The 24,399-nt window shown below is 46.0% G+C and carries 21 protein-coding genes and 2 pseudogenes; 19 read left to right on the plus strand and 4 right to left on the minus strand.

The window, feature by feature from the left end; genetic code table 11:
- From T488_RS0110470 to T488_RS20350, 10 genes and pseudogenes are all read left to right on the plus strand, one after another.
- Positions 1-333, plus strand: a complete 333-nt coding sequence (locus tag T488_RS0110470) for a hypothetical protein (protein ID WP_028520756.1) — start codon at positions 1-3, stop codon at positions 331-333.
- A 105-nt stretch (positions 334-438) separates the two neighbouring features.
- A complete protein-coding gene (locus tag T488_RS19995) occupies positions 439-1,296 on the plus strand; it encodes an RHS repeat-associated core domain-containing protein (protein ID WP_278245094.1) in 858 nt (285 codons plus the stop codon).
- Positions 1,297-1,318: 22 nt separating this feature from the next.
- On the plus strand, positions 1,319-1,648 hold the full coding sequence (locus T488_RS0110485) for a hypothetical protein (protein WP_028520757.1): 330 nt from the start codon (positions 1,319-1,321) through the stop codon (positions 1,646-1,648).
- 81 nt (positions 1,649-1,729) lie between these two features.
- Positions 1,730-2,680 (plus strand): annotated as a pseudogene (locus T488_RS0110490) (hypothetical protein); the annotation flags it as partial.
- Positions 2,677-3,180 (plus strand): hypothetical protein, encoded by a 504-nt coding sequence (locus T488_RS0110495; protein ID WP_028520759.1) that lies wholly within the window; start codon positions 2,677-2,679, stop codon positions 3,178-3,180. The pseudogene T488_RS0110490 and the gene T488_RS0110495, both read left to right, overlap by 4 nt.
- Positions 3,181-3,249: 69 nt before the next feature.
- Positions 3,250-4,287: an RHS repeat-associated core domain-containing protein gene (locus T488_RS0110500; protein WP_082320500.1), complete on the plus strand. Its 1,038-nt coding sequence runs from the start codon at positions 3,250-3,252 to the stop codon at positions 4,285-4,287.
- Between the two features lie 10 nt (positions 4,288-4,297).
- Entirely contained in the window at positions 4,298-4,714 is a 417-nt protein-coding gene (locus T488_RS0110505; protein WP_028520761.1) for an immunity 70 family protein, read from the plus strand.
- Positions 4,715-4,800: 86 nt separating this feature from the next.
- Positions 4,801-4,953 (plus strand): annotated as a pseudogene (locus tag T488_RS20250) (RHS repeat-associated core domain-containing protein); the annotation flags it as partial.
- Positions 4,951-5,541 (plus strand): AHH domain-containing protein, encoded by a 591-nt coding sequence (locus T488_RS20255; protein WP_347496316.1) that lies wholly within the window; start codon positions 4,951-4,953, stop codon positions 5,539-5,541. The pseudogene T488_RS20250 and the gene T488_RS20255, both read left to right, overlap by 3 nt.
- A complete protein-coding gene (locus T488_RS20350) occupies positions 5,490-5,717 on the plus strand; it encodes a polymorphic toxin-type HINT domain-containing protein (RefSeq protein ID WP_082320501.1) in 228 nt (75 codons plus the stop codon). The genes T488_RS20255 and T488_RS20350 overlap by 52 nt, the downstream gene beginning before the upstream one ends.
- Positions 5,718-5,765: 48 nt before the next feature.
- Here the strand turns inward: T488_RS20350 and T488_RS0110515 are convergent, their stop codons facing one another.
- Entirely contained in the window at positions 5,766-6,935 is a 1,170-nt protein-coding gene (locus T488_RS0110515) for a DUF6076 domain-containing protein (protein ID WP_028520762.1), read from the minus strand.
- 267 nt (positions 6,936-7,202) lie between these two features.
- On the opposite strand from T488_RS0110515, the gene T488_RS0110520 reads away from it, so the two are divergent.
- The 3 genes from T488_RS0110520 to T488_RS17655 all read left to right on the plus strand — a co-directional run bounded on the left by T488_RS0110520 (position 7,203) and on the right by T488_RS17655 (position 10,229).
- The gene (locus T488_RS0110520) at positions 7,203-7,562 is read left to right on the plus strand and encodes a hypothetical protein (protein WP_028520763.1); all 360 of its coding nucleotides are present in this window, start codon (positions 7,203-7,205) and stop codon (positions 7,560-7,562) included.
- A gap of 757 nt (positions 7,563-8,319) precedes the next feature.
- Complete coding sequence (locus tag T488_RS19610; RefSeq protein ID WP_155267198.1) at positions 8,320-8,481, plus strand: hypothetical protein; 162 nt, start codon at positions 8,320-8,322, stop codon at positions 8,479-8,481.
- A gap of 95 nt (positions 8,482-8,576) precedes the next feature.
- Entirely contained in the window at positions 8,577-10,229 is a 1,653-nt protein-coding gene (locus T488_RS17655; protein WP_037297945.1) for a recombinase family protein, read from the plus strand.
- 305 nt (positions 10,230-10,534) lie between these two features.
- Here the strand turns inward: T488_RS17655 and T488_RS17660 are convergent, their stop codons facing one another.
- Positions 10,535-13,240 carry a CotH kinase family protein gene (locus T488_RS17660; protein ID WP_037297948.1) on the minus strand — a complete coding sequence of 902 codons (2,706 nt, stop codon included), beginning with the start codon at positions 13,238-13,240 and terminating at the stop codon, positions 10,535-10,537.
- Positions 13,241-13,749: 509 nt separating this feature from the next.
- Here T488_RS17660 and T488_RS0110540 point away from each other — a divergent pair.
- Entirely contained in the window at positions 13,750-16,431 is a 2,682-nt protein-coding gene (locus tag T488_RS0110540) for a DUF6055 domain-containing protein (protein WP_028520764.1), read from the plus strand.
- A gap of 169 nt (positions 16,432-16,600) precedes the next feature.
- Here T488_RS0110540 and T488_RS0110545 read toward each other — a convergent pair whose 3' ends face one another.
- Positions 16,601-17,578, minus strand: coding sequence for a GTP-binding protein (locus T488_RS0110545; RefSeq protein WP_028520765.1), 978 nt, complete (start codon positions 17,576-17,578; stop codon positions 16,601-16,603).
- A gap of 167 nt (positions 17,579-17,745) precedes the next feature.
- Between T488_RS0110545 and T488_RS0110550 the strand changes: the two genes are divergently transcribed.
- From T488_RS0110550 to T488_RS0110565, 4 genes are all read left to right on the plus strand, one after another.
- Positions 17,746-18,129 (plus strand): NifB/NifX family molybdenum-iron cluster-binding protein, encoded by a 384-nt coding sequence (locus T488_RS0110550; RefSeq protein ID WP_028520766.1) that lies wholly within the window; start codon positions 17,746-17,748, stop codon positions 18,127-18,129.
- Between the two features lie 8 nt (positions 18,130-18,137).
- A complete protein-coding gene (locus tag T488_RS0110555; protein WP_028520767.1) occupies positions 18,138-18,512 on the plus strand; it encodes a C-GCAxxG-C-C family protein in 375 nt (124 codons plus the stop codon).
- Between the two features lie 118 nt (positions 18,513-18,630).
- Positions 18,631-19,146, plus strand: coding sequence for an RNA polymerase sigma factor (locus T488_RS17665; RefSeq protein ID WP_037297952.1), 516 nt, complete (start codon positions 18,631-18,633; stop codon positions 19,144-19,146).
- Complete coding sequence (locus T488_RS0110565) at positions 19,116-20,876, plus strand: hypothetical protein (RefSeq protein WP_028520768.1); 1,761 nt, start codon at positions 19,116-19,118, stop codon at positions 20,874-20,876. Before T488_RS17665 ends, T488_RS0110565 begins: the two co-directional genes overlap by 31 nt.
- Positions 20,877-20,991: 115 nt before the next feature.
- Here T488_RS0110565 and metG read toward each other — a convergent pair whose 3' ends face one another.
- Entirely contained in the window at positions 20,992-22,983 is a 1,992-nt protein-coding gene (gene metG, locus T488_RS0110570) for a methionine--tRNA ligase (RefSeq protein ID WP_028520769.1), read from the minus strand.
- A 214-nt stretch (positions 22,984-23,197) separates the two neighbouring features.
- On the opposite strand from metG, the gene T488_RS0110575 reads away from it, so the two are divergent.
- Positions 23,198-24,334, plus strand: coding sequence for a leucine-rich repeat protein (locus T488_RS0110575; RefSeq protein WP_028520770.1), 1,137 nt, complete (start codon positions 23,198-23,200; stop codon positions 24,332-24,334).
- Positions 24,335-24,399 lie beyond the last annotated feature (65 nt).

Raw genomic sequence — 24,399 nt, forward strand, 5'->3', positions numbered from 1 at the left:
ATGAATCTTAAAGATCAGCTAACAAAAATAATATCTGACAATAATTTAATCAATACTTCTTTTGATTTATTCTGGAGTTGCTATAAAAAATGTCTGTTAGAATCTCCTGATGAAGCTAAAGAATATGGATTGATTGATGAAAATTCTATAAATGCTGTTCTACATTCAATATCATATAAAATATTTAATGATGTAACTATTAGCGGAGAAAAATTAGAATACATAGTTATTCAAATTCAAATGTATGATACAAAAAAAAGCTATATAGGATATTATGATGCTTGTTTTAATACTGACGGAACAATTGCAGATGATTTCTTTATTTTTGAATGAGGTTGAATAATATTTAAAAAATTAAGATGCGAGATATCTTATAAAGCGGACTCTCCCGAGTCCGCTTTTTTCTTGACAAATGCCCCTGCCCATGGCATAATATAAATATGCGGCGAGCAGCTTGACAGCGCAACGGGGCTTTATTATCTCCGCGCTCGCTATATGAACCCGTCAACGGGTACATTCACCACTATGGATACCTATCAGGGAAGCATATTTGACCCCGTATCCCTGCATAAGTATTTGTATGCGAATGCAAACCCTGTGACTTATGTCGACCCGAGTGGGTATAATTCAGCTGATTTAAATGAAGAATTGACAGCTATGGCTTTAGATGGCGGAATAGAAGAAATCTTTAAGCCGGCAGTATCCTTTGCACTTAACTATTACTGGCAGTTTAGAGCCGCGCTTCCTGCGGTAATAGTGGCATCATCAAGTATAGCACTCCTCGTTGTTGACAGCCCGGAATTTGCAGACCTTGTTTCAAGGGTTGCAAACGGAGAGCTTTCAGTACACAGCATGTCTCTTAAAATACAGGAATATATTTTACAGGCTCAGAATTTCTCGGAACCTGTTAATGATGCTGTAAAAAATGCAAGCGGCAGCGGTGGTTCATCAGGAAGTCTACCTCCAAATGATCCCGATTTTTGGAATAAAGTCAAAGAAGCTGTGGATAATGTTTCAAATAGATTTAAAAATTGGGGAAAATGTGATGAGTTTAAAGATGCCTTTACTAAAGAATTAAAAAAAGAAGGCATAGATTATAAAGTGATAAAAGTTGAACCAAGAGATCCTTTTTTAAAAAACATCTATTCTGATAAATATGGTGGTATTATTGGAAATAATGGTTTCCATTATGGGGTTGAAGTTGAAGGTGTGGTTTATGATAATCTTACAACAGAGGGGATGCTTTTCAGTGAATGGATCAATGATTTGGGTGGAAACGCGTTCGTTAAATGGTAAACATAAAAAGGAGAAATAATATATGAATTTAAACGATTTTGTTTCAAACGTTAAAGGTCGCCCGGGTGCATATTTCGGTGCCAGAAAAATGAGTTCACTGTTCGATATAGGTTTTTTTATAGAAGGATATGAATATGCCAAAAGAACGGTAGGACAAGAAGATGGATTTGATAAGTTTTTTAGTTCTGAATTTCCAAAATTTGTAAGGAAAAAGCTTAATGATGAACCGTTGAAATTTGAATTTTGGTTTGAAACAATTGATAGGTATGCTAATGATAGTGATGAAGCTGCCAATATGTTTTTTAGTTTTTTTGAAGAATTTTATGCTATGTATGAAAGCAAAACAGAATAATTTTCCAGCGGACTCTCCGAGTCCGCTTTTTTCTTGACAAATGCCCCTTTCCGTGGCATAATATAAGTACATCTCCGCGCTCGTTATATGAACCCGTCAACGGGTACATTCACCACTATGGATACCTATCAGGGAAGCATATTTGACCCCGTATCCCTGCATAAGTATTTGTATGCGAATGCAAACCCTGTGACATATGTGGATCCGAGTGGATATATGGCAACACCTCAGGATTTAGAAGAAGGAATGGCTGGAAGCGCGGAAATCGATAAAGTATCAGCTGAAAACTCTTCTTATGCTATAAAGGTTTTAAAAAAACTGCTTAACAAACTAAAAACTGCTCCCAAAGGCATTAAATTCGGATTACTTGGAGGTACTATTAATTTAGTTGATCAGTTAACAGCAGGAGTAAATGATCCTGTCGAACTGGCAAAGGCGTTTGCTATAGGATTTCTAAGTGGTTTTGGTTTTTCATTTCTAACTGGAAAGTTGGCATTGACGTTAAGTGGATTAGGTGTGATTGGAGGATATGCTGGGGCAGTTCGGTCCTTCTGTGAAGGACATTTCTGCCAGGGGTTATACAGAATAGGCGTATCATCGTTTTTTTGCTACCAGTTCTATAAAGGTCTTAGCCTTTATGCCGAAAAAGCTGTTCCGCAAACAAAGATTGGAGGAAGATTGGGGAATCAATCTACTCGTACTCTTAATAAACAGGTTGCAGATACACTAATAAATAATGGGTATAAAATAACTGGTGGAGGTACTTACCTTCCAGAGGAGTATCTTCCTGGTCCAAACGGTGCAAGAAAGGGAAGCAACTATGTCGATATAACTGCTCAGAAGGGCGGAGTAACATATAGAATTAATACAGTTGATACATATGCAAATGGAACGCCAACTACACGAGAAATCAATGCTGCTAACAGCATTAATATGAAGACTCCCGGTGAACCTAATATCATTTTAATACCTAAAGGTGCGTCTGAAACAGAACTAATAAATATTCTTAGAGCAAAGGGATTGATACCATGAGAAAGAGAATACTTTTTTTTGCAACAAAAAATGATATGATTGCTATATTTAACATGTTTTGTGAATTGGTCTCCTTTGAAATAAGAATAGTAGCTATTAATGAAATGAGTAATTCTATAAATGTTTATTATTCGATAGAGGAATTGCCTCATCTGGGGCAACTGCATTCAAATAATCATTGCAGTGAGAATTATATTATCTTAAAATCTGATATTCCCATAGAAGTGAATAATAATATAATTGATAATAGGACGTGCATATTCTTTTCTCCAAGTGGATTTAGTCCTGATGAAGAATGCTTGATACACGGTCAATTTGCTATGATGGATGAAAATGATACTTCAAAAGAGCTTATGAAAGCTATGAATAAAGTATTAAAAAAGTGTTGTAAATGTGTAAGGGGCTGGTACATTGGTAATGAAGCTACACAGCTACAAGGAATAAAACGATTTATAACAATTGGTGTTAACGAACCACCTGAGTATGATTTTACATTTTGAAACACTTATAGCGGACTCCCCGAGTCCGCTTTTTTCTTGACAAATGCCCCTGCCCATGGCATAATATAAATATGCAGCGAGCAGCTTGACAGCGCAACAGGACTTTATTATCTCCGCGCGAGGTACATGGATCCGTCAACGAGTACATTCACAACGATGGATACCTATCAGGGAAGCATATTTGACCCCGTATCCCTGCATAAGTATTTGTATGCGAATGCAAATCCTGTGACATATGTGGACCCGAGTGGATATTTTGGTTTAACAGATGTAGTTTGTGCTAATGCAATAGGAGATATGCTGTTTTACGGAATATCTGCCGGAATAATTAATGTTGGACTTAATTTGATCCGAGAGATAAGAGCAGCAAACAAATACGGAACCAAGGTCGATTTTGCTTATGTGATCACCATGAGTTTCGTCGAAGGCTTTTTAGTCGGTTCATTTTTTGGAGGCTGTAGTATACTTGCTTCAAGCTTAAATTCAGCAATTATTCAAACTGCTTTAGGCGGGACAAGTTTCTTATTTGGCTCAATTAGTCTTGCACAATCACAAAATGATCTTGAAAACCATGACTATGACCTGGTGATATTAGATATCATTTTTGCCACAGGTGGTTTTGTGGCAGCTGAAAGGTGCTTTGACAGTGCAGCGGAAATCTCCTCAGCGAAGAATACCGCTGAGACTGTTACTGTTCCTACGCCTGAGAATACTAATACAGCTAAGAATCAGCGCCCATCGTGGAGACAGTCTGAAATAGACGCACGTAATGACTTCCCTGAATACGATGAACAGGTTTCTTTTCTGAATGGCAAGAAAGTTCCATATGGAACCAAAGGCAGCGTTCGACCTGATTTTTATAAAAATAGCTCAAGTATTGATATTAAGAATTATGATATAAAAACACAAGCGGGTAGGACACGACTTGCAAGTAACATTGAAAAACAATACTATCAAAGACTTTCAATGTTTCCAAAAGGAACACATCAGTCTGTTCAAATTGATATAAGAGGTCAACAAGTAAGTAATGCCGAGATTCAAGGTTTATATGATGATATAATGCTTAGAACGAATAATGGTATTACTGTATACTTTAAAACTAATTAAGAGGTGGAAAATGGCAGTCGGTTTTACAGTGAATTTTTATTGGTATCAGGTGGGTACAGCAGATTTTCTATACGCTTTTTTTTCAACTGTTGCATATAACTTGGAAAAAGGTGAATGGGGAAGTGTATTTCCAACAATAATGAATGAATTATATGAAGGTGAAATTTTGAATAGTAATTTGACTACTGCTATTGAAGAGTTAAATACAATAAGAAATGAATTAGAGAAATTGACAGTGGATAAGGTTGTTTGGGATATAGATGACATATCAAAACAACCGCCTTGGGGTAACAATATTAGTTCAGAAATAACTGATTTGTCAAATTACTTTGTAACAAGTGATGGTGAAGACTTGATAACAGTTTTAAGATGTGCTCTAAATAAAGCAGTTGAATTGAAAACAAACATAAAAATTTCAACTTTATAAATATTTCCCATCGGTTTCGACCGATGGGATTATTCTTGACAATTAATATGTTCTGTGGAATAGTATAATTATGCGGCGAAAAGCTTGACAGCGCAACAGGACTTTATTATCTCCGCGCTCGTTATATGAACCCGTCAACGGGTACATTCACCACTATGGATACCTATCAGGGAAGCATATTTGACCCGACATCACTTCACAAATATTTGTATGCGAATGCAAATCCTGTGACATATGTGGACCCGAGTGGTTACTCGACTTTAGCTCAACAGTTAGTAACAGTAGCAGGAGTCGCTGTAATAGCAGGAGCATTATATGCCATTGATTATTATGCGATTAATGTGTATAAAAAACTAAAAATCTCTACATTCGGGAATATGGAGTATTATTTCCCAAAAGCAGTTCTAACGGGAGCTACAATAGAAGGATTAAATAAGATAGCCTTGATTGTAGCTACTAATGTTTCAAAGCTTTATTCAGAAATTATTGTAAATGATGTTTTAGAAAGTGTTCTGGTTGGAGAATATGAAGTGTCTTATTTGTTTTCACCTATACATTCATATATTTCAAATAAGATTGAAAAATTACAAAATGACAAGAAAAGTAATAAACGAAATTTACATCATATTGTTGCAAGAACCAGCATGAAAGCAGCACTTGCGCGATCAATTCTTTTTAAAGTAGGAATACCAATAAATAGCACGGAGAACTTAGTAAGTATAAAGGAATTTGTTCATTGGTATATGCATACAGATGTCTATTACGCTTGGGTTAATTGGAAGCTTTCGTTACGGATTCAGAGCTTGAAAGACTTGCAGAGCCAATAAAGGAGTATAACCTTGAGGTCGCTGACTTCAACACCTACTTCGTCGGCAATGAAGCTGTTCTGGTGCATAATACTTGTTCAGAGCATTCTAAAAAGCTGAGAGATAATCTGGCATCAGATTGTCGCCCTGTAGGACAAGGTGAGGCAGCGGCTCATATTGTAGCATCAGGCGGCTAATTAAGCAATATCAATAGTACTAAGATAGGGAGCAATTTATAGGCAATGCTAAATTTTAATCAACCTCTGATACTCCTCAAGCTCCAACTTGCCGTCAGAAGCTTTAGTTCGCAGCTCAATAGCGTAGTCGCCCCACTCAGCGAACTGGGACTTGCTCATTTTCTTTTTCATGAAGCGAGCGTAGTGCTGCTTGTAGGCGCGGTTGTATATCTCCCACACAGGATCATTCTTGAGTTTGTCCTTGAAAGTGTGCCGCATGGATATGTCACGGCAGGACTTTGGAGGGTTACTGCTTATAAGTCGCTTGCAGTAGTGGGAGAAGGTGGTGTGCTTCATGATGAACCACCGACCGCAGTTGCGGCACTTGACAGGCATGAACTTCTCCTCGATGCACTTGAACAACTCAAAATACAGAAAGGCTCCCAGCGATGTGAAACGGTAAGTCTCACAGAGTATGGGACCTTTTTTCGTTTCAATTACTGTATGTCCCATGCACATACTTCCGCTGGACTCCAGATTTAGATATGAGTTGCTGAGATTATGTGTTGCGGTAAACTTCTGAAATACTTCGATAACCTTTTCGGTTGAAGGATAGTTGTTGCGGTCACAGAGTTCGTCTGCAAATGGCATAAAAACATTTTTTACTCTCAGCAGGTCTGCAACAAATGTTTCAAACTCATCAGCTATCCTTCTGATATGTGCAATGAATTCTATCGCATACTGCTTTTTCTCAGAATCATTCAACGCTTTCTCATCATCAAGATGATAGTCGGGAAGTCGTTTCAGTTCGTTGAGATTTTCGCTGATATATCCGTCATCTATTCCTTCTGACCTGTCTACGAAATAATAATCGTCATCGTCTTCATTGTGTTTTTGTGCTCTATAATAATTCACAAACAGGTCATCATAATATGCAAACAGGTTTTGCAGAACACCTCTGCGGAAGTGTTGCTTGTCATACGGGGGCAGCTTCTTTGCGATATCAAAGATACGCTCATAAGCGTCTTCAACCTTTTGTGCTCGCTCACCGATCGCATAAGGTTGATACTCAGAACTGATGTTCAGCTGTGATTTCGCGCGTTTACAAACGTCGTAAACATCTTCCAGATCCTTTATATTCGCTGAAAAATAGCGCAAAAGTATTTCTCCGAGCGGGTACTCTCTTCCGTCTGATAAATAAATCTTGCGGTCGTGGTAGTGCGCTTCTATCTCAAACATAGCTTCTCCTTTCAGAATTTGTGTTCGCAGTCGTCGTTGAAGTCGTTCGGACTTATTAAATATAAAGCGTCTATATTCCGTCTTCAAATTTGAATGTTCACAAAAAGTTTACAAATAATAGATAATAAATCGAAACTGATAGAGTTATTATACAACATCTATTGACTTCTGTCAAGGTCTGGTGTATACTGAACACAGTTAAGACGTCCGGACAACTCTTGACATCATTCGTTCAAAAGCTTTTGTCAATTTGAAAGGAAGATGTAAATGAAAAACAATATCAACTGCACAGCGTACTCAAACGGCGTTAATTCTCCGCTGGAGTATCTCAACATCACTACGCCTGCCGAGTTCAAGGTGGTGATGGTTTTACTCTGTTACTACGACAGCGAAAAGAAAACCTCGACCATTAGCCGCACAGGTATCGCAAGAGACACTGCAATGTCGGTGAGCAATGTTGAACGCGCACTGAAAACTCTTGCACAGAAGGACATCATTCGTATCCACAACAATTACGCTGACAACGGTCGTCAGGTCGAGAACTCTTATGAGGTCGCATTTCTGAACTATGACATGGACGAGGACAAGCTCCGCGACGCAGAGCTTGCACTTCAATTCAAAAGTTAATTGTCATAGGGGCTGTGTCATGATGTCATAGGCTTATATATTAAGTAAACAAGAGAATATATATTATATAGCAAAGAAGAAGGTTATATATTACTTGATAGTTATAATAAAACAAGCGCCTTCTTTTCTTTGCAATAATAACTATGACAGGAAACGTGTAAGGAGCGAATATCCGAAACACGCGCAGAAAGCCCCTGATAGAACAGCTTGCCTGACAGGAAAAGCAGCGTTACCGAGCAGTACAGCAACGGTTCGGATGCTGTGCCTACGAAACAGGCGAAAGGGGCACCCTTTTTGCCGCCTTCAAAACCAAAATAGTATAGTTACCCCACTGCTCCCGTTGAATGCGGTTGTCGCGCAACGTGGAGCGAGTGTGAGGGTATCACACAAATACTATTGGCAGAGAAAAAAAGTGGCAGCAGTGACAAAAAGTCTTCCCTTCTGGGAAGGCAAGCATCGCAGACGGCATTCCGCCTGCCGCTGAAAGCGGGAGAACCCGTGCCCCTTTTGAGTTTGCAGGAAAAAGGCTGGCGTCATTTGCACCCGCCATTCCACATCGGACGGGCAGTGCCCGCCGAAAAATCGGAACTTACAGTATTTGCAAATTGAGGTCAAAATAAGAAAACGAGAAAAATCTTGGGGTCAGAAAAAGAAAAAATACAATTATCGCCTATGATTAGGGAGGTGTGACCGGAGTCAAAGAACTTTTATAAATTGAATAATATGTTTGAAAAAGTGTGACGTGAAAGGAGTTCATATGAAATCTGAAACGAATGAAAAAGCTCTTTGCGTTGACAAGAAGATGACCGTAAACGGACAAACCTTTGACGTGACGCTTGTTTTCAAACCTCCTGAAAAGCCGAGCGAAACCGTTGAGGATAAGATCAAGCACTTGATAAATGGTGAAAGGATAAGCTGAAAAAAGTCTGGACTTTCAAGCCGAGTAGGAGTATACTGTTGGTGTATCCTATTCGGTTTGATTCCGGAAGCAGCCGCTTCGGAACAGGAGGATATATGAAAACAGAATCAAACACGAATCAGATAACAGCGCTGTACTGCCGCCTCAGTCAGGAAGACTTGCGTGCAGGCGAGTCGCTGTCAATTGAAAATCAAAGACTTATACTAAAGGATTACGCAGACAAGAACGGCTTCCGTAATTGTCAGTATTACATCGACGATGGTTACAGCGGCACCGATAATACTCGTCCAGAGTACGTCCATATGCTCGATGATGTGCAGAACGGGCTTGTGGGAACTGTAATTGTGAAAGACCAAAGCCGTCTCGGCAGAGATCACTTGGAGACGGACAGACTCATGGAACTGTTGTTCCCTGCATATGATGTTCGCTTCATTGCTATCACCGATAACGTGGACAGTGCCAATGGTATAAATGAAATGTCCGGTATCAAGAATCTGTTCAATGATATGTACGCCCGCGACTGTTCAAACAAGATAAGGGCTGTACTCAGAGCAAAGGGCGAACGCGGAGAACGTCTTGCAGCCTGGATAGCATACGGTTATATGAGAGATCCAAGCAATCCAAAGCAGATAATACCAGATCCTGAGACAGCACCTGTCGTCAAGCGAATCTTTGAAATGTACGCAAGTGGAATAGGCATAAAGCGAATCTGCGGAATTATTGAGCAGGAACAAGTGTTGTCGCCGGGCGTTTACAACTACAGAAAAAACGGCAGCCGTTCAAGAGACCTCAAGCTCGACAAGCCTTACGCATGGGCGAACAACACTATCCGCAAAATGCTATCCAATCAGATATACTGCGGAGATACGGTAAACTTCAAGACCTATTCAAAGTCCAACAAGCTGAAAAAGCGTATCAAAAACTCGCCTGAGAATATGAAGATATTTCTCAATACGCACGAAGCGATCATCGACAGAACGACGTTTGATCTTGTACAGAAGCACTTTGAAGGACGCAAGCGTGCAGACAAGCGCGGCGAGCTGGATAAGTATGCAGGTTACCTTTACTGTGCAGAATGTGGTTCAAGGCTATATCGTAATCGAGATAAAGCTCACGGATACGATAGCTACCGCTGCGGACACTATGAAAGCCGCAAAAGCGACTGCACTTCACATTACATTCGTGAAAGTGTGCTCGACGAGATAGTTTTAAGAGCAATGAAAAAGGTGACGAAATACGCAAGAGAGCATTCGGACGAGTTTTACAGCGATGCAATGAGGAATGGCAAAGCAGAAGCTGCTAAGAATTTGAGAGAATCCGAGGGTCTTAGAAACGAATATGAGTCCAAGATCAAACAGATCGACAACGCTATACGGCTTCTCTATATGGACAGGTCAAACGGAAAGATCACAGATGAGCGTTATGAACTCCTATCTGCAAGTTTTGAAAATGAGCAGACTGAGCTGAAAGCAAAGCTCAACGCCCTCAACTCACAGCTTGATGAAATGAAAGTGCGTGAAAAGTGTATCCGTGACTTCATCAGCAAGGCTACGAGGTATGTAACAATTTCAAAGGTCACACCAGAGCTTCTGAGAGCTTTCATAGAGCGAATCGAAGTCCACGAAAAGGCTGTAAAACGTTCAAGGACCTGCGGTAATCATATCGTCATCTACTTCGCTTTTCAGCCTGATAAAGCATTCAGACTTGACGGAGAGATGAACGAGCTTGGCATGACTAAGTTTGCATAATAAAAAGCTCCGAGGATGACCTCCTCGGAGATAATACATAATTAACTGCGTTAAGAACACCATGCAGAGGAAAGGTTCTTTCCCCCATACCCCCTTTTCCAAAGACTTTTGGCTGGTTTTTATCAGGACAGGGCGCCTTAAATATAATAAAAAGGCATATATTATCAAGCGCCCTGTCCTGATAAAAACGAAACAGAGTCCTCAGAAAAAGAATAAAGGGAAGCACTTCTCTCAAAGAGCTTCCCTCAATATCACCCGTAAACCTTCTGTACGAGCGTCGCCTTTAAAGCAGCGGCTTTGCTGTTTTATTTGTTCAGATCAGAAAGGAGAGCCTTTCTCATGGCGATAAGGTCAAAGACGTCGATAGCGCCGTCCTGTGCCATATCTGCGCTTTCGGGACTTGCAAGCTCTGTCTTGCTGTCTGCAAGGAGCCACTTCTGGAGAGTTACCAGGTCGCTGACGTTGAACTGTCCGTCGGCGTTCACATCGCCGATGACCTTTTCAGCGGCTTCGCCCTCGTAGACTGCCTTGACAGTGGCATTGGAGCTGAGTTTGATGCTTATCTCCGCGGAGTTTTTGTCGCCCGCGGTTATCTCTGCGCCGTTTATCTCCCAGTGTGAGAAGGTCTTGCCCTCAAGGGGAACAGCTTTGAGCTCAACATCGTAATCGGAGTGATACTTGCCGCTCCACTCAGATGTATTGCCCAGATCAAGGGTATTGAGCCTGATACCGCCGCAGTCGGCACTGTTGGTGACAGTGAGAGTGCGGGGCTCGGAAGAAAGCTTCATAGCCGACCTTGTAGTGCGCTCCGCATAGGAGAAGCGGTTGGCGTAGAAATTTGTGACAGTAGAGATCTCGCCGTCAAAGCGTCTCTCACCGTTGGAGCCTGAAAGGCTGTTGGATTGGAAACGCGCAAAGGTATCCAGGACCTGCTCTCTGTAGTTGTTCTTATAGCCGTTTATGACTTCCTTTGTCCTGTCGGGAGTGAAGTTATAGTTGCCAAGGTCCATCATAGTCCTTGAGAAGCCAAGGCGGAAGTCATCGTTTTTCATAAGGCTGATAAAGAGCTTTGCCAGCTCGTTGTTGGTGCCGCTGAGCCTGTTGTAGCAGTCAGCGCTGACAGACTTGTCTGCGGAGCCGTAGAGTCCCTGTCCCGATTCTGTATCAAAGAGTATCATTCTCCATTTTCCGTCAGCATAGGGATTGGTCTCGTCGATGGTATCTGCGCGCCATGCAGCGTAGTTGCGCTGGGGCCAGTCCGCATTCGCCCAGTATATCTGAGCTGCGAAGTAGTCCATGAAGCCCTGTATATCTACCTTATTGCAGAACTCCTCATAGGAGATGCTTCCCTCGGCAGCGCCCTTGCAGAGCTGGCTCCAGTCCTGCTGATCTGCCTCGGAGCCGTCCTCCAGCTCGCCGTTCTTTATCATAGCGATGTCGCTTTTCTTGACGCCGTAGTGCTCACTGAGGTAAGATGTGCTTATCCTCTCCATCATCTGGTATATGCCCCAGAATTCGCCGTCGATGAATACCACGCACTCGGTAGTTGCCTGACGTGCGAAGGCTCTGTCAGCCACAAGTGACTGATTTATACTGTCGCGGAAGAATGCAAAGGTATTGTCATTACCGCCGTTTCTGAGAACGAGACCGTCATACTTCTTGACAGCCTTGCCGTTCTTCGCCTTTACCGAAGTGCCCGAGAAGAAATCGTGGTCAAACTCGGAAGCGCCGTACTCCTGACGGGTATAGACGTTGAAGCTCTTCTGGGGTAGACATCTGGAATAGTTGCCCTTTATGCGTATTCCAACGTTTTCCTCAAGGACCATTTCTCCGTCCTCGAACAGGGTGAAGTGAGCGGGACGCTCCCACTCCTTGCCGCGCTGTGAGTAATTGGCTTCTATCTCCCACACATTGGGCGCTCTCTTGGGTTCCACTCTGCCTTCGGGACCGCCGTGCTCCTCGGGACCTGCGTGCTCCTCAGGCTTATCGCCCTCCTTTGGCTTGTCCTCCGCTCCCGGCTGTCCTTCCTGCTTTGCGCCGCCGTAGACCTTGCCCAGGCAGTAAATGCCCTTGTCATAGTCAAAGAGGTTATCGGGATCGGTGACGAGGGACACCACCTTCATTTTTGGATAATAACCCGAATTGGTCTTGCCTATGAAGTAGGTCCTGGTGACGGGCTTGCTGACATTGCCCTCACTGTCAACGGATACGGCGCGGATGACCGCAGCCTTGTCCACATTGCTTCCGGGAGCCTCTGCGTTGCCGGGGACTATATCCCTTCTTGCACTGAGGCGGTTTTCGGTATCGGACATATCGTCGATAGTGATGGGAGCGGTGTATTTTTCTGACTCCGCCGTGGGATCGCTGCCGTCGGTAGTGTAGTAGACCGTGCAGCCCTCGTCTGCGGAGAGAGAAAGGGTGAAGCTGCTGTCATAGAAGCCGCTGTCCTTGGAGAATACGGGCTGATGCACCGAATTGCTGCCCTCGGGAGCAGTATTTGCCTGATCCGGCGAGCAGGTGAGATTATAGAACTCGCCGCTGCCGTCGGGGTACTGTCCGTATGAGGTATCTGTGGCGAGAGCGCCGAATGTGAGAGTATCTGCGGTATTGCCCTGAGGGTCGGTGAGGAACAGTGTCTCGCCGGACGCGGAAAGTCCGAAGGGAGCTATCCTGCTGTCGGTGAGAGCGGCGTCGCTGTCGCAGAGTACGAGAAGTCTTTCGCCTGCTGCCAGCTTTGTACCCTCGGGTATCACATAGAGATAGGGCTTTCCTTCCTTGTCGGAAAGGCCCCAGCCTGACAGGTCTGCGGTGTCCTTGCCGCCGTTGTAGAGCTCTACCCAGTCAAGGAACTGTCCGCTGCCTGTGTCGTACTTGGTGTTCTTGGAGCAGACCTCGTTTAGGGTCACTCCGCTTTTTGCTTCTGCTGCGGCAGGGAGGTAGGCAGAGGTCTGCATAATCAGACCGAGACAGACCAGCCCCGCAGCTGTTCTGAGTTTAAAGTTATTTTTCATGTTTTCCTCCTGATAATTTGGCGCCCATCGGTTATTGTATCTTTTTACATCGTGTCCGATGAGGGCTCTGATGGTATCAGTGTTCCGTATGAGAAATAGTTAGTCTCGGTGATCTGTATTTTTTTCTGCGATCAGACTTTTTTTTATTATAGCATATTATTTTAGAATAAGCAATAGATAAGGCTTGAAATAGCCTTATAGAGTCTCACGGAGAGCAGGTGAGGCTCTCCTTTGCACCTGTAGTGTGGCTTGTTGAGCAACAGGAACACATTTTTGACGTTCATATCAATATAGTATTACGCAGGAGCTTCCGCGAAAGCGGGGTCTCATCGGGAAAAATATATAAAATTCCCATGGCGGTATTTATCTGTTTTATACACACGATAGGACAGATTTTTGGTACAATAAATCATTGATTTCAGCTCAAAATGATAGTATAATGATATAGATGAACTAACGTGATACTTCCGACGGGGATTTGGGGACGATCTGAAACGGAGGAATGTACAATGAAAAAAAGGCTTTCAGCCGCTCTTGCGGGCACCTTTCTGGCACTGTCCGTAGCACAGGCAATGCCTGCGCCCGTAACTGCCGCGGAGGAATACCTTATCCGCGACAAATGGGGCTACTGTAAGACTGCGAATTACGTTGAATCAGAACACTTTGTAATTTTCTACGGCAATAATGACACCACGGGAAAGGTGAACGATGCCTTTCTCAAGCGTAATCTGGAGGATTACGAGAAGCTCTGGAAATGCTACGGAGAATTTCTCGGCATGGAGAACATGAATGTCGACGTCAACGGCAGGAGTACACAGAAGTACAAGACCAATGTGTACCTGACCTATACGGGACTTGACCAGTACCCAGACGGCTGGGCTTTCATGAGCGCCGAGGACGGCTACGGCATCGAGATAATCAGTCCCGAGGCTATGCTTGACGACCTGACCATAGCACACGAATTCGGTCACGTTGTCACCATGCACCAGAAGGCATGGGAGGGACAGGATATAACAGGCGCCTGGTGGGAGCCCCTGGCAAACTGGTTCCGCGAGATGTACCTTGCCAGCGATTACTACACAGGCGATGTGAAGACCTGCTGGTTCGAGCCCTATATCCGCAATCTGAGCCTTACGCTCCCTCACGGAAGGAACTACTATGAGGTGTGGCCCTTCCTGGTGTATATCTCATACAATCCCGATAACCTTCCGGGACTGGGCATGAACAGCGTAAAGCGCATTATTTCCGAAGCAAAGCCCGGTGAGTACCCCTTCGATACCATTACCAGGCTTTTCGGCACCGACGCACAGACAGTCTTCGGACACTACGCAAAGCGCATGGCTACCTTTGATTTCGGCGCAAAGGAAGCCTATCAGAAGGAGTTCAATGATAAGCTGAACTCACAGCCCTTCTACAGAAATCTGGTCTATACTCTTCCCGACGGGCAGGGCGGCGGAGTTTACCGCGTTCCCGAGGAAGAGGCGCCTATGCAGGCAGGCATAAATATTATCCCTCTGAAGCTGACAGGGGGCGATATATCCGTCAGCTTCCGCGGACTCTCAGATGACGGCAATGCAGGCTGGAAGGCTTGTATCGTAACTGTTGACGGAAACGGCAAAGAGACCTACTCCGACCTCTTCGGAGACGGCGAGTCCATGACAGCTTCCGCACAGGGAGCGGCTTCCGCTTACCTTACGGTAACGGCAATGCCAAAGACCCTCTACAAGTGCAACGCCTTCCACAAGGACGACGTTTCCACATATAAAAACGGTGACGAGCGCAGGAGATACCCCTATGAGGTTACTGTGAACGGCGCGGATATAGACTACGCCACAAGGTATCAAAAGGGAAAGGGACACGTTCACCCCAACGGCGGGGGCTGGGTGGCAGATTCCGCCAGGGTGGACAGCTCCGTATATGTGGGCCCCGACGCAATGGTGCTGGGAAGCGCAGTTCTCAAGGGCAACGTCCGCGTTGAGGACCACGCAATAGTTGCAAATCAGGTGACAGCCTCGGATAACGTAGTTGTATGCGGTCACGCCATAGTTGACGGCGGAGGCTGGGTCTACGATGACGGCTGGAAATCGGGAACAGTTACTCTCAGCGGCAATGCTGTTATAGGCGACAGCGCCGTTGTGTTCAATTCCTGCAAGGTCTCGGGCAATGCAAAGGTGCTCCAGAAGGCGTATCTTGCCGACTCTGTGTCCATAGGCGACAACGCCGTTGCCAAGGGCATGGCTTATGTCTACGGAAAGGCTTCCTACTCGGGCACAGCCATTCTTGACGGCGATTTCTGCAATGACCAGTCAAAGAACAGCGGCGTCAACTTCGGCTGGCTGGACGATAACGGCGGTCACAGGACCGAGGACGGCTACACCGCAGCTTATGAATTCAAAGACGAGTCAAAGGTCTGGGCTAAGGATAAATACGCGACCACGGACGCCCTCTTATGCGGTGCACAGTGGCAGTCCGAAAGAACCTCCGCAAAGGGAGTTCTCAGCTTTGACGGCGAGGACGATTATGTGGTGCTTGACGATTCGGCAGTCAGGGGCAGAGACCTCCAGATAAGCTTCGGAGCTCTCTGGAAGGGCGGAAATTCCGTGCAGGACATCTTCCGCTTCGGAGACGATAAGGCATACATGAGCTTTACTCCCTCAAACAGCGAGGGCAGGGCAGAGCTGGTGCTCACCGACGGCACAAAGACCGAGAAGCTCACCGCTCCCTCAGCACTTGCTAAGGGCGAGTGGAGCAAGGTCACAGTCCGTATGGTCAACGGAAAGGGCTCTCTCATCATCAACGGCGTACAGGCAGACAGCAAGGAGCTCTCACTTACTCCCGCTGATGTGCTCAGCGCGTCGGAGCAGGACGACTGCTTCATCGGAAAGGGCGGAGAAGCCTATTTCAAGGGAGCTGTGGACTATATGAACTTCTCATATAAAGAAGCCGCAGAGCCTTCCGTCGCATACTCCGGCAAAGAAGAGGCTGACGATACCGCCCCCGTGACTGCAAAGCTGAGAGGCGATGTGAACGCGGATAAGCAGTTCAATGTTGCCGACCTGGTAATGCTCCAGGGCTTCCTCCTGGGCAAAAATGACCTTATAGACTGGCAGGCAGGAGACCTGTGTGAAGACGGCGCAGTAGACGTCTTCGATATGACAGCGATGAGAAAACTCATCATCTCAGGGCAGTAATGTCCGAACATCCGGACTTACTATATATCCTTGTAAAGTGGAAAGGGCTGTGTTCTTTAGCAGGACGCGGTCCTTTCCGTTTTTTCATGGCGTCAGGAGAAGGCAGGACTATAAAAATACCGGGTGAAGAGCTGCCGCAAAACAGGTCTTCACCCGGTAATTTTTCATTTTATATCGAAACATATTCAGGGTCCGTATTAAGGGCTGTAAGGTACTCGTCTATCCTCTGACGGGAGACCCTGTCGCCGATGACTATGAGCACGGGCTGCCCCTCCGCTACGGGAGCGGTCTCGGTCTTTTCGCGGGTGGCGTTTATCTTCAGCCAGCCCCCCTCTATGGGCAGAGAGCCCTTTATGCGGAATATTTCCCCGCAGCTATCATCGGCGAAGATGCTGCCGATAAGTCCGGCAATGCTGTCCCTGGGTATGGCGATGTGCATGAAATAGTGAACCGAGCTCTCTATGTCCTCGGGACTGAATTTCTTCACATAGCTTGAGCCGCGGTAGCCTGCACAGCTTAACATACGGTAGTCCTCGCCGGTGAAGCTGTCCCAGTCTCTGACGATGAGGTCGCGCTCCGTAAATCTGCGGTCGCAGCGTATATCCTCAAGGGAGCGGTTCACATGGGCGAGTATCCGCTGAGAGACCTGTTCGGGCGTTTCGTTCTCAATGCGGCTCAGCTTGCTCAGCACCAGCTTTCCGCAGCAGGCAGCCTCCGAGCCCAGCAGGTACTCCATCTGGGGCGAGAGCTGCTCCTCCATTTCCGCGTCCACCACGGTGAGGACGCTCCCTATCTCAAACCACCTGTCAAGCGGTGAGTCGTGGAGTATATCGAAGAATTCGTCCATATCGAAAATGCCCGAGGGCTCAACGATAACGCGGTCGATGTGCTGCATACCAAGGGATATGAGCTGGGTCTTGAAGCGGCGCCTGTGGCAGTCTGCGTCGCAGCCTCCCGCTATCATTTCCAGCTGGCAGCTGTCGCATCTGAGCTCCTGCAATATCATCATATCTATGTTGACAGCGCCGAAATCATTTTCCAGAATGGCTATTTTCTCACCGCTGTCAATGAAGTGACGGGCGTACTTCATAAGGAAGGTAGTCTTTCCAGAACCGAGAATGCCCGTTATAAGGTCTATTTTTGTCATGGCTTGCGCCTCCTTTGAAATAAGTATATCACAGGGCGGCGGTGAAGTCAAACACAGTTAGCCGCAGTATATGCCCGAAAGGCTTGACATATAACCCGAACAGTGGTATACTTTATGCAAATATGCCGATAATATCGGCGGACGCAAAAAAGAAAGGACGTAATACCATGAGAGTAGCGGTAACATATGAAAACGGACAGATATTCCAGCATTTCGGACACTGCGCACAGTTTGCGCTTTACGATATTGAAAACGGAGAGATAGTCTCCAGTCAGGTAGTTGACACAAACGGCTCAGGTCACGGTGCCCTTGCAGGCTTTCTGAAGAATGCGGGTGCAGATGTGCTCATATGCGGCGGCATAGGCGGCGGAGCACAGATGGCTATGGCTGAGGCAGGCATAAAGCTCTATGCAGGCAATACAGGCAGTGCCGACGCTGCTGTAAAAATGCTTATCAGCGGAAGCCTTTTACAGATAACCAATGCCACCTGTGACCACCACGGTCACGGCGGGGACCATTCCTGCGGCAGCCACAGCTGCGGCGGGCACTGAGGTGTGCTATGGACAGAGCCGAGAGAGCGGTAGAGATAAAGCACAGCGGCAGCAATTGCTGTCAGGCGGTGCTCCTTGCCTTTGCGGATGAGCTGGGAGGAGACGAGAATGCCCTGAGAGCTGTGGGAGCGGCATTCGGCTGCGGAATGGGCGCCTTTGACGCCACCTGCGGTGCCCTCTGTGCTGCTCAGATGATACTGGGACTGAAAAGATCCGGCGGCAGATCCGTGCCGGCTGACGCCAAGGCTCTTCACAGCAGCTTCAGAGCAGCCTGCGGCAGTACGGACTGCGGAGAGCTCAAGGGCATAAAGGCGGGGAAAATGCTGTGCAGCTGCGATGACTGTGTACGCTGTGCCGCAAGGCTCGCAGAAAAACTTATATAAAAACTGAGCCGTCGGAGTGTTTTTTGCCGGCGGCTCTGACTTTTTTCAAAAAAATTTTTTCTCTGCGCACAATTACCATTACCTCAGTTGTGTTATTAGTGAAAGGGGGTTCACAGCAATGAATAATGACAGTACTGCATTATACGCTTTCAGAAAATACGGAAACACTGTCCTGCGTGCAGCCTTTGCCATAAGCGGCAGCTATGCCGAGGCAGAGGACATAGTCCAGGATGTGTTCCTTTCATTACATACAAAACCACGCTCATTCAACGACGACGAACACCTTAAAGCCTGGCTCCTCAGGGTGACTATCAACAAGTGCAAGAACCTGCGCAGGAGCTTCCGCTTCAGCAGGACCTGTTCACTGGACGAGCTTGAGCACTCTGAGGCTATCTGTGAGACAGGCACCGAGGGCAGGGAGCTCCGCGAGGAGATAGCTGCGCTTCCGAAGAAGTATGCCGAGGTCATATTTCTTCATTACTATGAGGGATACAGTATAAAGGAGATAGCCGATATACTGGAAAAGAACGAGAACACGGTGGGCTCGCTTATGAGAAGGGGACGCGAAAAGCTCAGGACGGAGCTTGAAAGGGAGGATGGAATATGTCGGGAAAAGATTATAAAGACGCTCTGAATGAGCTGCGGCTGGGCAGTTCGTTCTGCGAGGAGATGGAAAAAAAGCTGTCAGGGGAATTAGCAGAGGCAGATGAATATACAGATGAGGTAACTCACGTTGACGTCGTTCCCGAAAGGAGACACAAGGGGCTTGCCATAGCTGCGGCAGCTGTGCTGCTCATAGGCGGCGGAGGAGGCGGACTGCTCTATCATAACAGAGAGTCCTTTCTCGGTACGCCCTCCAACGAGGACAGCATCTATTACGATAAAAAGACCTTTGCCTTTCCCTTTGGTTCGGCAGACCTTCACGGAATGGTCTTTGATTATAGTTTCGGTCAATATATGAGTCATGTTCCTCCGGTGGTTGCCACAGAGGAAATGGGCGAGGAGCTTGTTTCATTGTTTTCCATAACGAAATTTGAAAAGCTGGATACCGTGGCTTTTTCCGATATATTCACGCGAGAGGCTATCTGCTTCAGCAATGATTATTACTACGCCGATTTCTATGATAACGGAATAATCGAGGTCTCATTTATTCAGGACGATATATACAGGGAGTACTACAAGGTCTCTGATGATACCTTCGCAAAGATGAGAGACATAATATTCGGCAGTGAAGGTCTGGCAACGCTGGATAAGTTCGGCATAAAAGCCGAGCTCAAAGATGCACAGCTCCATATAGAGAACTATGACGGTCCTCTTACAGTCAGTGAAGCTATCTCTCTGGCGGCATACATGAACTATGTACAGTGGAACCCCAGGGATACAGACGAGCTGAAGGACAGCAGCGACACCATGACTCTCGATATTGAGTCTGAGGGCAGAAAATACGAAATTATAATAGGCGACAACGGAAAAGCTTCCGTTGATGTTGACGGCACTGTGTCATATTACAGCTTTGCAGCAGTTGAATATGAGAATATGAAGAGCTTTGTCGATAAGGGTGTTCAGTGTCCTTGTCCCATAGAATACAATGAGGAAGAGCCATGGATGGTGACAGCACATAGTATGGAACGTATGGGCGGTGCAGTTTATGGCTCTCTGTCCAGGGGCGCTATCCTTTCCGAAGATGAAAAGGAAGAGCTGTTTGCGGCTCTTGAGGGTGTTGAATGGAAAAAGATGAACAATTCAAACCGGATGGGATATTTAACCTATGATGGGATTATCATACAGATCGGTGACAGTTGTCTGCATCTGTGGCCTGACGGAAACTGCATATTAGAGATTTCTTCTCACGCTGAAGCGAAATTTTACCGCATTGAAAAAGAGGACTATGAAGCTGTCAGAGCGATAGTTGAAAAGGAGTGTGCAGAATTCAAGGATGATGACGAGCTGGCAGATTATCTCATCGACCTTATACTCTCCGAAGACAGCAGTGATAAGTTCTTTATGCTGAAACCATCGGGTCAGGAAACTATGTTACAGTATTATACCTTTGAAAATGGTGAGAAGGAACTGAAACAGCTGCTTAAGGATGTTGAGTGGACCGTTGACACATCAGGTGTAAGTTATGCAAGCACAACCTATCCTGTATTCAAGGACATGATGACGGGACAGATCTATATTACGACTGACGGAGTAATGGTCATTAACTCTTATGATCTGTGCTTCAGATCAAAGGGCAGTGAAAAGCTCATCGCACATCTGAAGGAACTGAAAAAAAGCGCGGCTGAAAAAGAAAAAGCAGGAATGGAAGAAAAAACAGATAACGCAGAAAACTCAGAAACCTCAGAAGCCGACGGTGAGTAATATCACCCACGGCAGCCCTTATACCGCTGTCATGCCGCTGACGTCGGCGGCTTGATATAATAAACGCCTCCGCAGGACTACGGTCGGTCCTGCGGAGGCGTTTCATATTTTCTTGTTATCTTATCTTTGAACCTACGGGAATGCTGTCATCAACGAAGATCACCTTTACTCCGTCGGGAGTATCTGCGGCGCATATCATTCCGTTGCTGTCAACACCCCTGAGCTTTACGGGCTTGAGGTTAGCGATGAGCTGTATCTTCCTGCCGATGAGGTCCTCGGGAGCGTAATACTGTGCGATTCCCGATACCACCTGACGTCCGCCCATGCCGTCGTCAAGCTGTAAGCACAGGAGCTTGTCGGACTTCTTTACCTTTTCGCAGGCAGTTACCTTGGCAACTCTTATCTCTACCTTGGCGAAGTCGTCAATGGTTATCTCGGGCTTCAGCTCTATCTTCTCAGGCTCGGCAGCTGCCTCTCCCTTTTCCTCTGAGGAGAGCTTTGCCTGAGCCTCAGCCATGTTCTTTGCAAGAATTGCGTTGAGCTCCTCGATCTCCTTGTCAACGTCTATTCTGGGGAAGAGTATCTCGCCCTTGTGAACGGTAACGTTCTCGGGAAGAACACCGAATACGCCCAGCTTCTCGTACTCCACATCGGCTGCGGAAGCGCCTATCTGCTCCCATACCTTAGGCATAACAGTGGGCATGAATGGTGCAAGGAGCGCAGATGTTACGCGGATAGCTTCAAGAAGATTATAGAGCACCGATGCCAGACGAGCCTTCTTTGTCTCGTCCTTGCCAAGCTTCCAGGGCTCGGTCTCGTCGATGTACTTGTTAGCGCGGTCAACCACCTTGAATATTTCCTCAAGAGCCTGCTTCAGCTTTGTCTCGTCGATGTACTTGTCCACCTCAGGGAGGAGACCTGTGACAACAGCCTTGAACTCCTCGTCAAGGGCATCGCCCTCACGCTCTGAGGGGATAGTGCCGCCGAAGTACTTGTCCACCATTGCAACTGTACGTGAAACAAGGTTTCCGAAGCCGTTTGCAAGGTCGGAGTTTATACGGTTTATCATTATCTCGTTTGAGAATAAGCTGTCTGCTCCCAGAGCCATCTCACGGAGGATATGGTATCTTATGGAGTCACAGCCGTAACGCTCGCCCAGTACGAACGGGTCAACAACATTGCCGAGGGATTTCGACATCTTGACGCTCTCGCCGCCCTTGCTCTGCATGGTGATATAGCCGTGAACAGCAAGGTGCTTGGGCAGGGGCAGGTCAAGTGCCATGAGCATTGCAGGCCAGATGATAGCGTGGAAACGCATGATGTCCTTTGCTACCATGTGAACATCTGCAGGCCAGTACTTCTCAAAGTCATTGTGTGCGGAGTTCTCATAGCCGAGAGCTGTGATATAGTTTGAAAGAGCGTCTATCCACACGTATACAACGTGCTTTTCGTCGAATGTAACAGGTACGCCCCACTTGAAAGTAGTTCTTGAAACGCAGAGGTCCTCCAGACCGGGCTTGATGAAGTTGTTTACAAGCTCAACAGCTCTTGTCTTGGGACGGAGATAATCTGTCTCAAGGAGAAGCTTCTCAATGCGCTCTGCAAAGGGAGACATCTTGAAGAAATAAGCCTCCTCCTTGGCGTATTTTACGGGTCTGTGACATTCGGGACAGCAGCCGTTCTCGTCCAGCTGAGAATCAGTCCAGAAGCTCTCACAGGGAGTGCAGTACTTGCCGGAGTATTCGCCCTTGTAGATATAGCCCTTGTCATAGAGAGCCTTGAATATCTTCTGAACGGCTTCCACATGGTAGTCATCGGTAGTTCTGATATATCTGTCGTAGGAGATGTTCATATATTTCCACAGGCTCTTGAACCTGTCAACGATGACGTCAACGTACTCCTTGGGAGTCACGCCCTGCTCGGCAGCCTTCTGCTCTATTTTCAGACCGTGCTCGTCTGTGCCTGTGAGGAACATTACGTCATAGCCCTGCATTCGCTTATAACGGGCGATAGAATCGCAGGCAACTGTTGTATAGCAGTGGCCTATGTGGGGATTGCCCGATGGGTAATAGATAGGCGTAGTGATGTAAAAGGGTCTTTTTGACATAAAAATCGCTCCAATCTGAGTGTAAAGATTCCGTTTCCGAATGAAAGAAACGGTTATTTCTATTATATCACATAAGCAATAAAAATGCAAGTTAGCGAAAAAGCGGAAATCCGCCTTTTTATTAGTGCAGAACGACTAAAAGCACGAATATTATTTGACATACCTCTCTGCGAATGATATAATTTATAATCATACAGCAAAGGAGTTCCTTTTTATGAAGTATTCAAAAATATCAGCATTCATTACCGCAGCCTTTCTTTCATTCAGCCTTGCTCCGGCAACGGCAAACGCGGTCTATTACGCCTGGACGGAAGCCGAGGATACCGTGTATTACGATGATATGCAATTTGATCTGTTTTCGGACTATGCTGTTGTAAATTACTGCGGCGATAAAAAGGGTGACGTGGTGATACCGTCAGAGATCAATGGTCTGCCCGTTACCAAAATATTCGACGGCGCATTTTACTCTGATAATATAACCTCTATCACTCTCCCTGACACTATCGACGAGCTTGGTGAAAATATGTGCGACGGCTGTATCAATCTTACAAGCATAAAACTCCCTGCCAATATCAGGTCTATCCCCGAATTTGCATTTCACGGCTGCAAGTCCCTGAAAAAAGTAGATATTCCCTCGGGAGTTACCGGTATAGGCAGATCTGCTTTTGACGGCTGTACCTCGCTAAAGGAAGTAAAGCTCCCCGAGAGCCTTGAAGTTCTTTCCGACAGCTGCTTCAGCGACTGTGCTCTTGAATCCATTGATTTCCCAAAGGGCGTTAAAGAGATACCCCTACGCAGCTTTAAAAACAATAAATTCAAGGAGCTGACTATCCCGGAAAATATCACAAAGATAGACAGCTGGGCATTCTTTGAGTGCTATGACATAGAGAAACTCACCATACTCAACCCTGACTGTGAGATCTCTTCCCGTCTTGATTTTGTATTCGGCGGAACAAGAACAGACGAAAACGGCTATCCTTTAAGTGATGACAGCTTTTCCTGCACCTGCTACGGCTATAAGGGCTCTACCCTCGAAAAAGAGGCAAATGAAAGCACCGCAAAAAAAGCAGGCTTCATCTTTGCTGCCCTTGACGCAGAAAAGGCAGTATCTCCCGGCGATCCCAATGCTGACGGTGCAATAAATGCTTTGGACGCTTCTATAATACTCTCTGATTACGCAAGATACTCAACCACCGACGACAAGCCTACCGCAGATGAGCTTCTCGCAGGTGACGTTGACAAAAACGGCGCTGTAAACGCTTATGACGCTTCCGTTGTGCTTTCATATTACGCTTATACCTCAACGACCAAAGCAACTCAGAGCTTTGCCGATTATCTTGCAAATGCATAACAAAAGGTGACGCAATTAACGTAATTCTGTGAATTAAATCCATTTTCCGTTGACATCGGCGCTTT

Origin of the sequence: Ruminococcus flavefaciens ND2009, from assembly GCF_000621785.1 — a bacterium.
GTDB classification, from domain to species: Bacteria; Bacillota; Clostridia; order Oscillospirales; family Ruminococcaceae; genus Ruminococcus; species Ruminococcus flavefaciens_C.

Coding starts and splice junctions, on each gene's coding strand:
- T488_RS0110470 (WP_028520756.1), top strand. CDS start 1: ATGAATCTTAAAGATCAGCTAACAAAAATAATATCTGACAATAATTTA.
- T488_RS0110485 (WP_028520757.1), top strand. CDS start 1,319: ATGAATTTAAACGATTTTGTTTCAAACGTTAAAGGTCGCCCGGGTGCA.
- T488_RS0110495 (WP_028520759.1), top strand. CDS start 2,677: ATGAGAAAGAGAATACTTTTTTTTGCAACAAAAAATGATATGATTGCT.
- T488_RS0110505 (WP_028520761.1), top strand. CDS start 4,298: ATGGCAGTCGGTTTTACAGTGAATTTTTATTGGTATCAGGTGGGTACA.
- T488_RS0110515 (WP_028520762.1), bottom strand. CDS start 6,935: ATGTTTGAGATAGAAGCGCACTACCACGACCGCAAGATTTATTTATCA.
- T488_RS0110520 (WP_028520763.1), top strand. CDS start 7,203: ATGAAAAACAATATCAACTGCACAGCGTACTCAAACGGCGTTAATTCT.
- T488_RS19610 (WP_155267198.1), top strand. CDS start 8,320: ATGAAATCTGAAACGAATGAAAAAGCTCTTTGCGTTGACAAGAAGATG.
- T488_RS17655 (WP_037297945.1), top strand. CDS start 8,577: ATGAAAACAGAATCAAACACGAATCAGATAACAGCGCTGTACTGCCGC.
- T488_RS17660 (WP_037297948.1), bottom strand. CDS start 13,240: ATGAAAAATAACTTTAAACTCAGAACAGCTGCGGGGCTGGTCTGTCTC.
- T488_RS0110540 (WP_028520764.1), top strand. CDS start 13,750: ATGAAAAAAAGGCTTTCAGCCGCTCTTGCGGGCACCTTTCTGGCACTG.
- T488_RS0110545 (WP_028520765.1), bottom strand. CDS start 17,578: ATGACAAAAATAGACCTTATAACGGGCATTCTCGGTTCTGGAAAGACT.
- T488_RS0110550 (WP_028520766.1), top strand. CDS start 17,746: ATGAGAGTAGCGGTAACATATGAAAACGGACAGATATTCCAGCATTTC.
- T488_RS0110555 (WP_028520767.1), top strand. CDS start 18,138: ATGGACAGAGCCGAGAGAGCGGTAGAGATAAAGCACAGCGGCAGCAAT.
- T488_RS17665 (WP_037297952.1), top strand. CDS start 18,631: ATGAATAATGACAGTACTGCATTATACGCTTTCAGAAAATACGGAAAC.
- T488_RS0110565 (WP_028520768.1), top strand. CDS start 19,116: ATGTCGGGAAAAGATTATAAAGACGCTCTGAATGAGCTGCGGCTGGGC.
- metG (WP_028520769.1), bottom strand. CDS start 22,983: ATGTCAAAAAGACCCTTTTACATCACTACGCCTATCTATTACCCATCG.
- T488_RS0110575 (WP_028520770.1), top strand. CDS start 23,198: ATGAAGTATTCAAAAATATCAGCATTCATTACCGCAGCCTTTCTTTCA.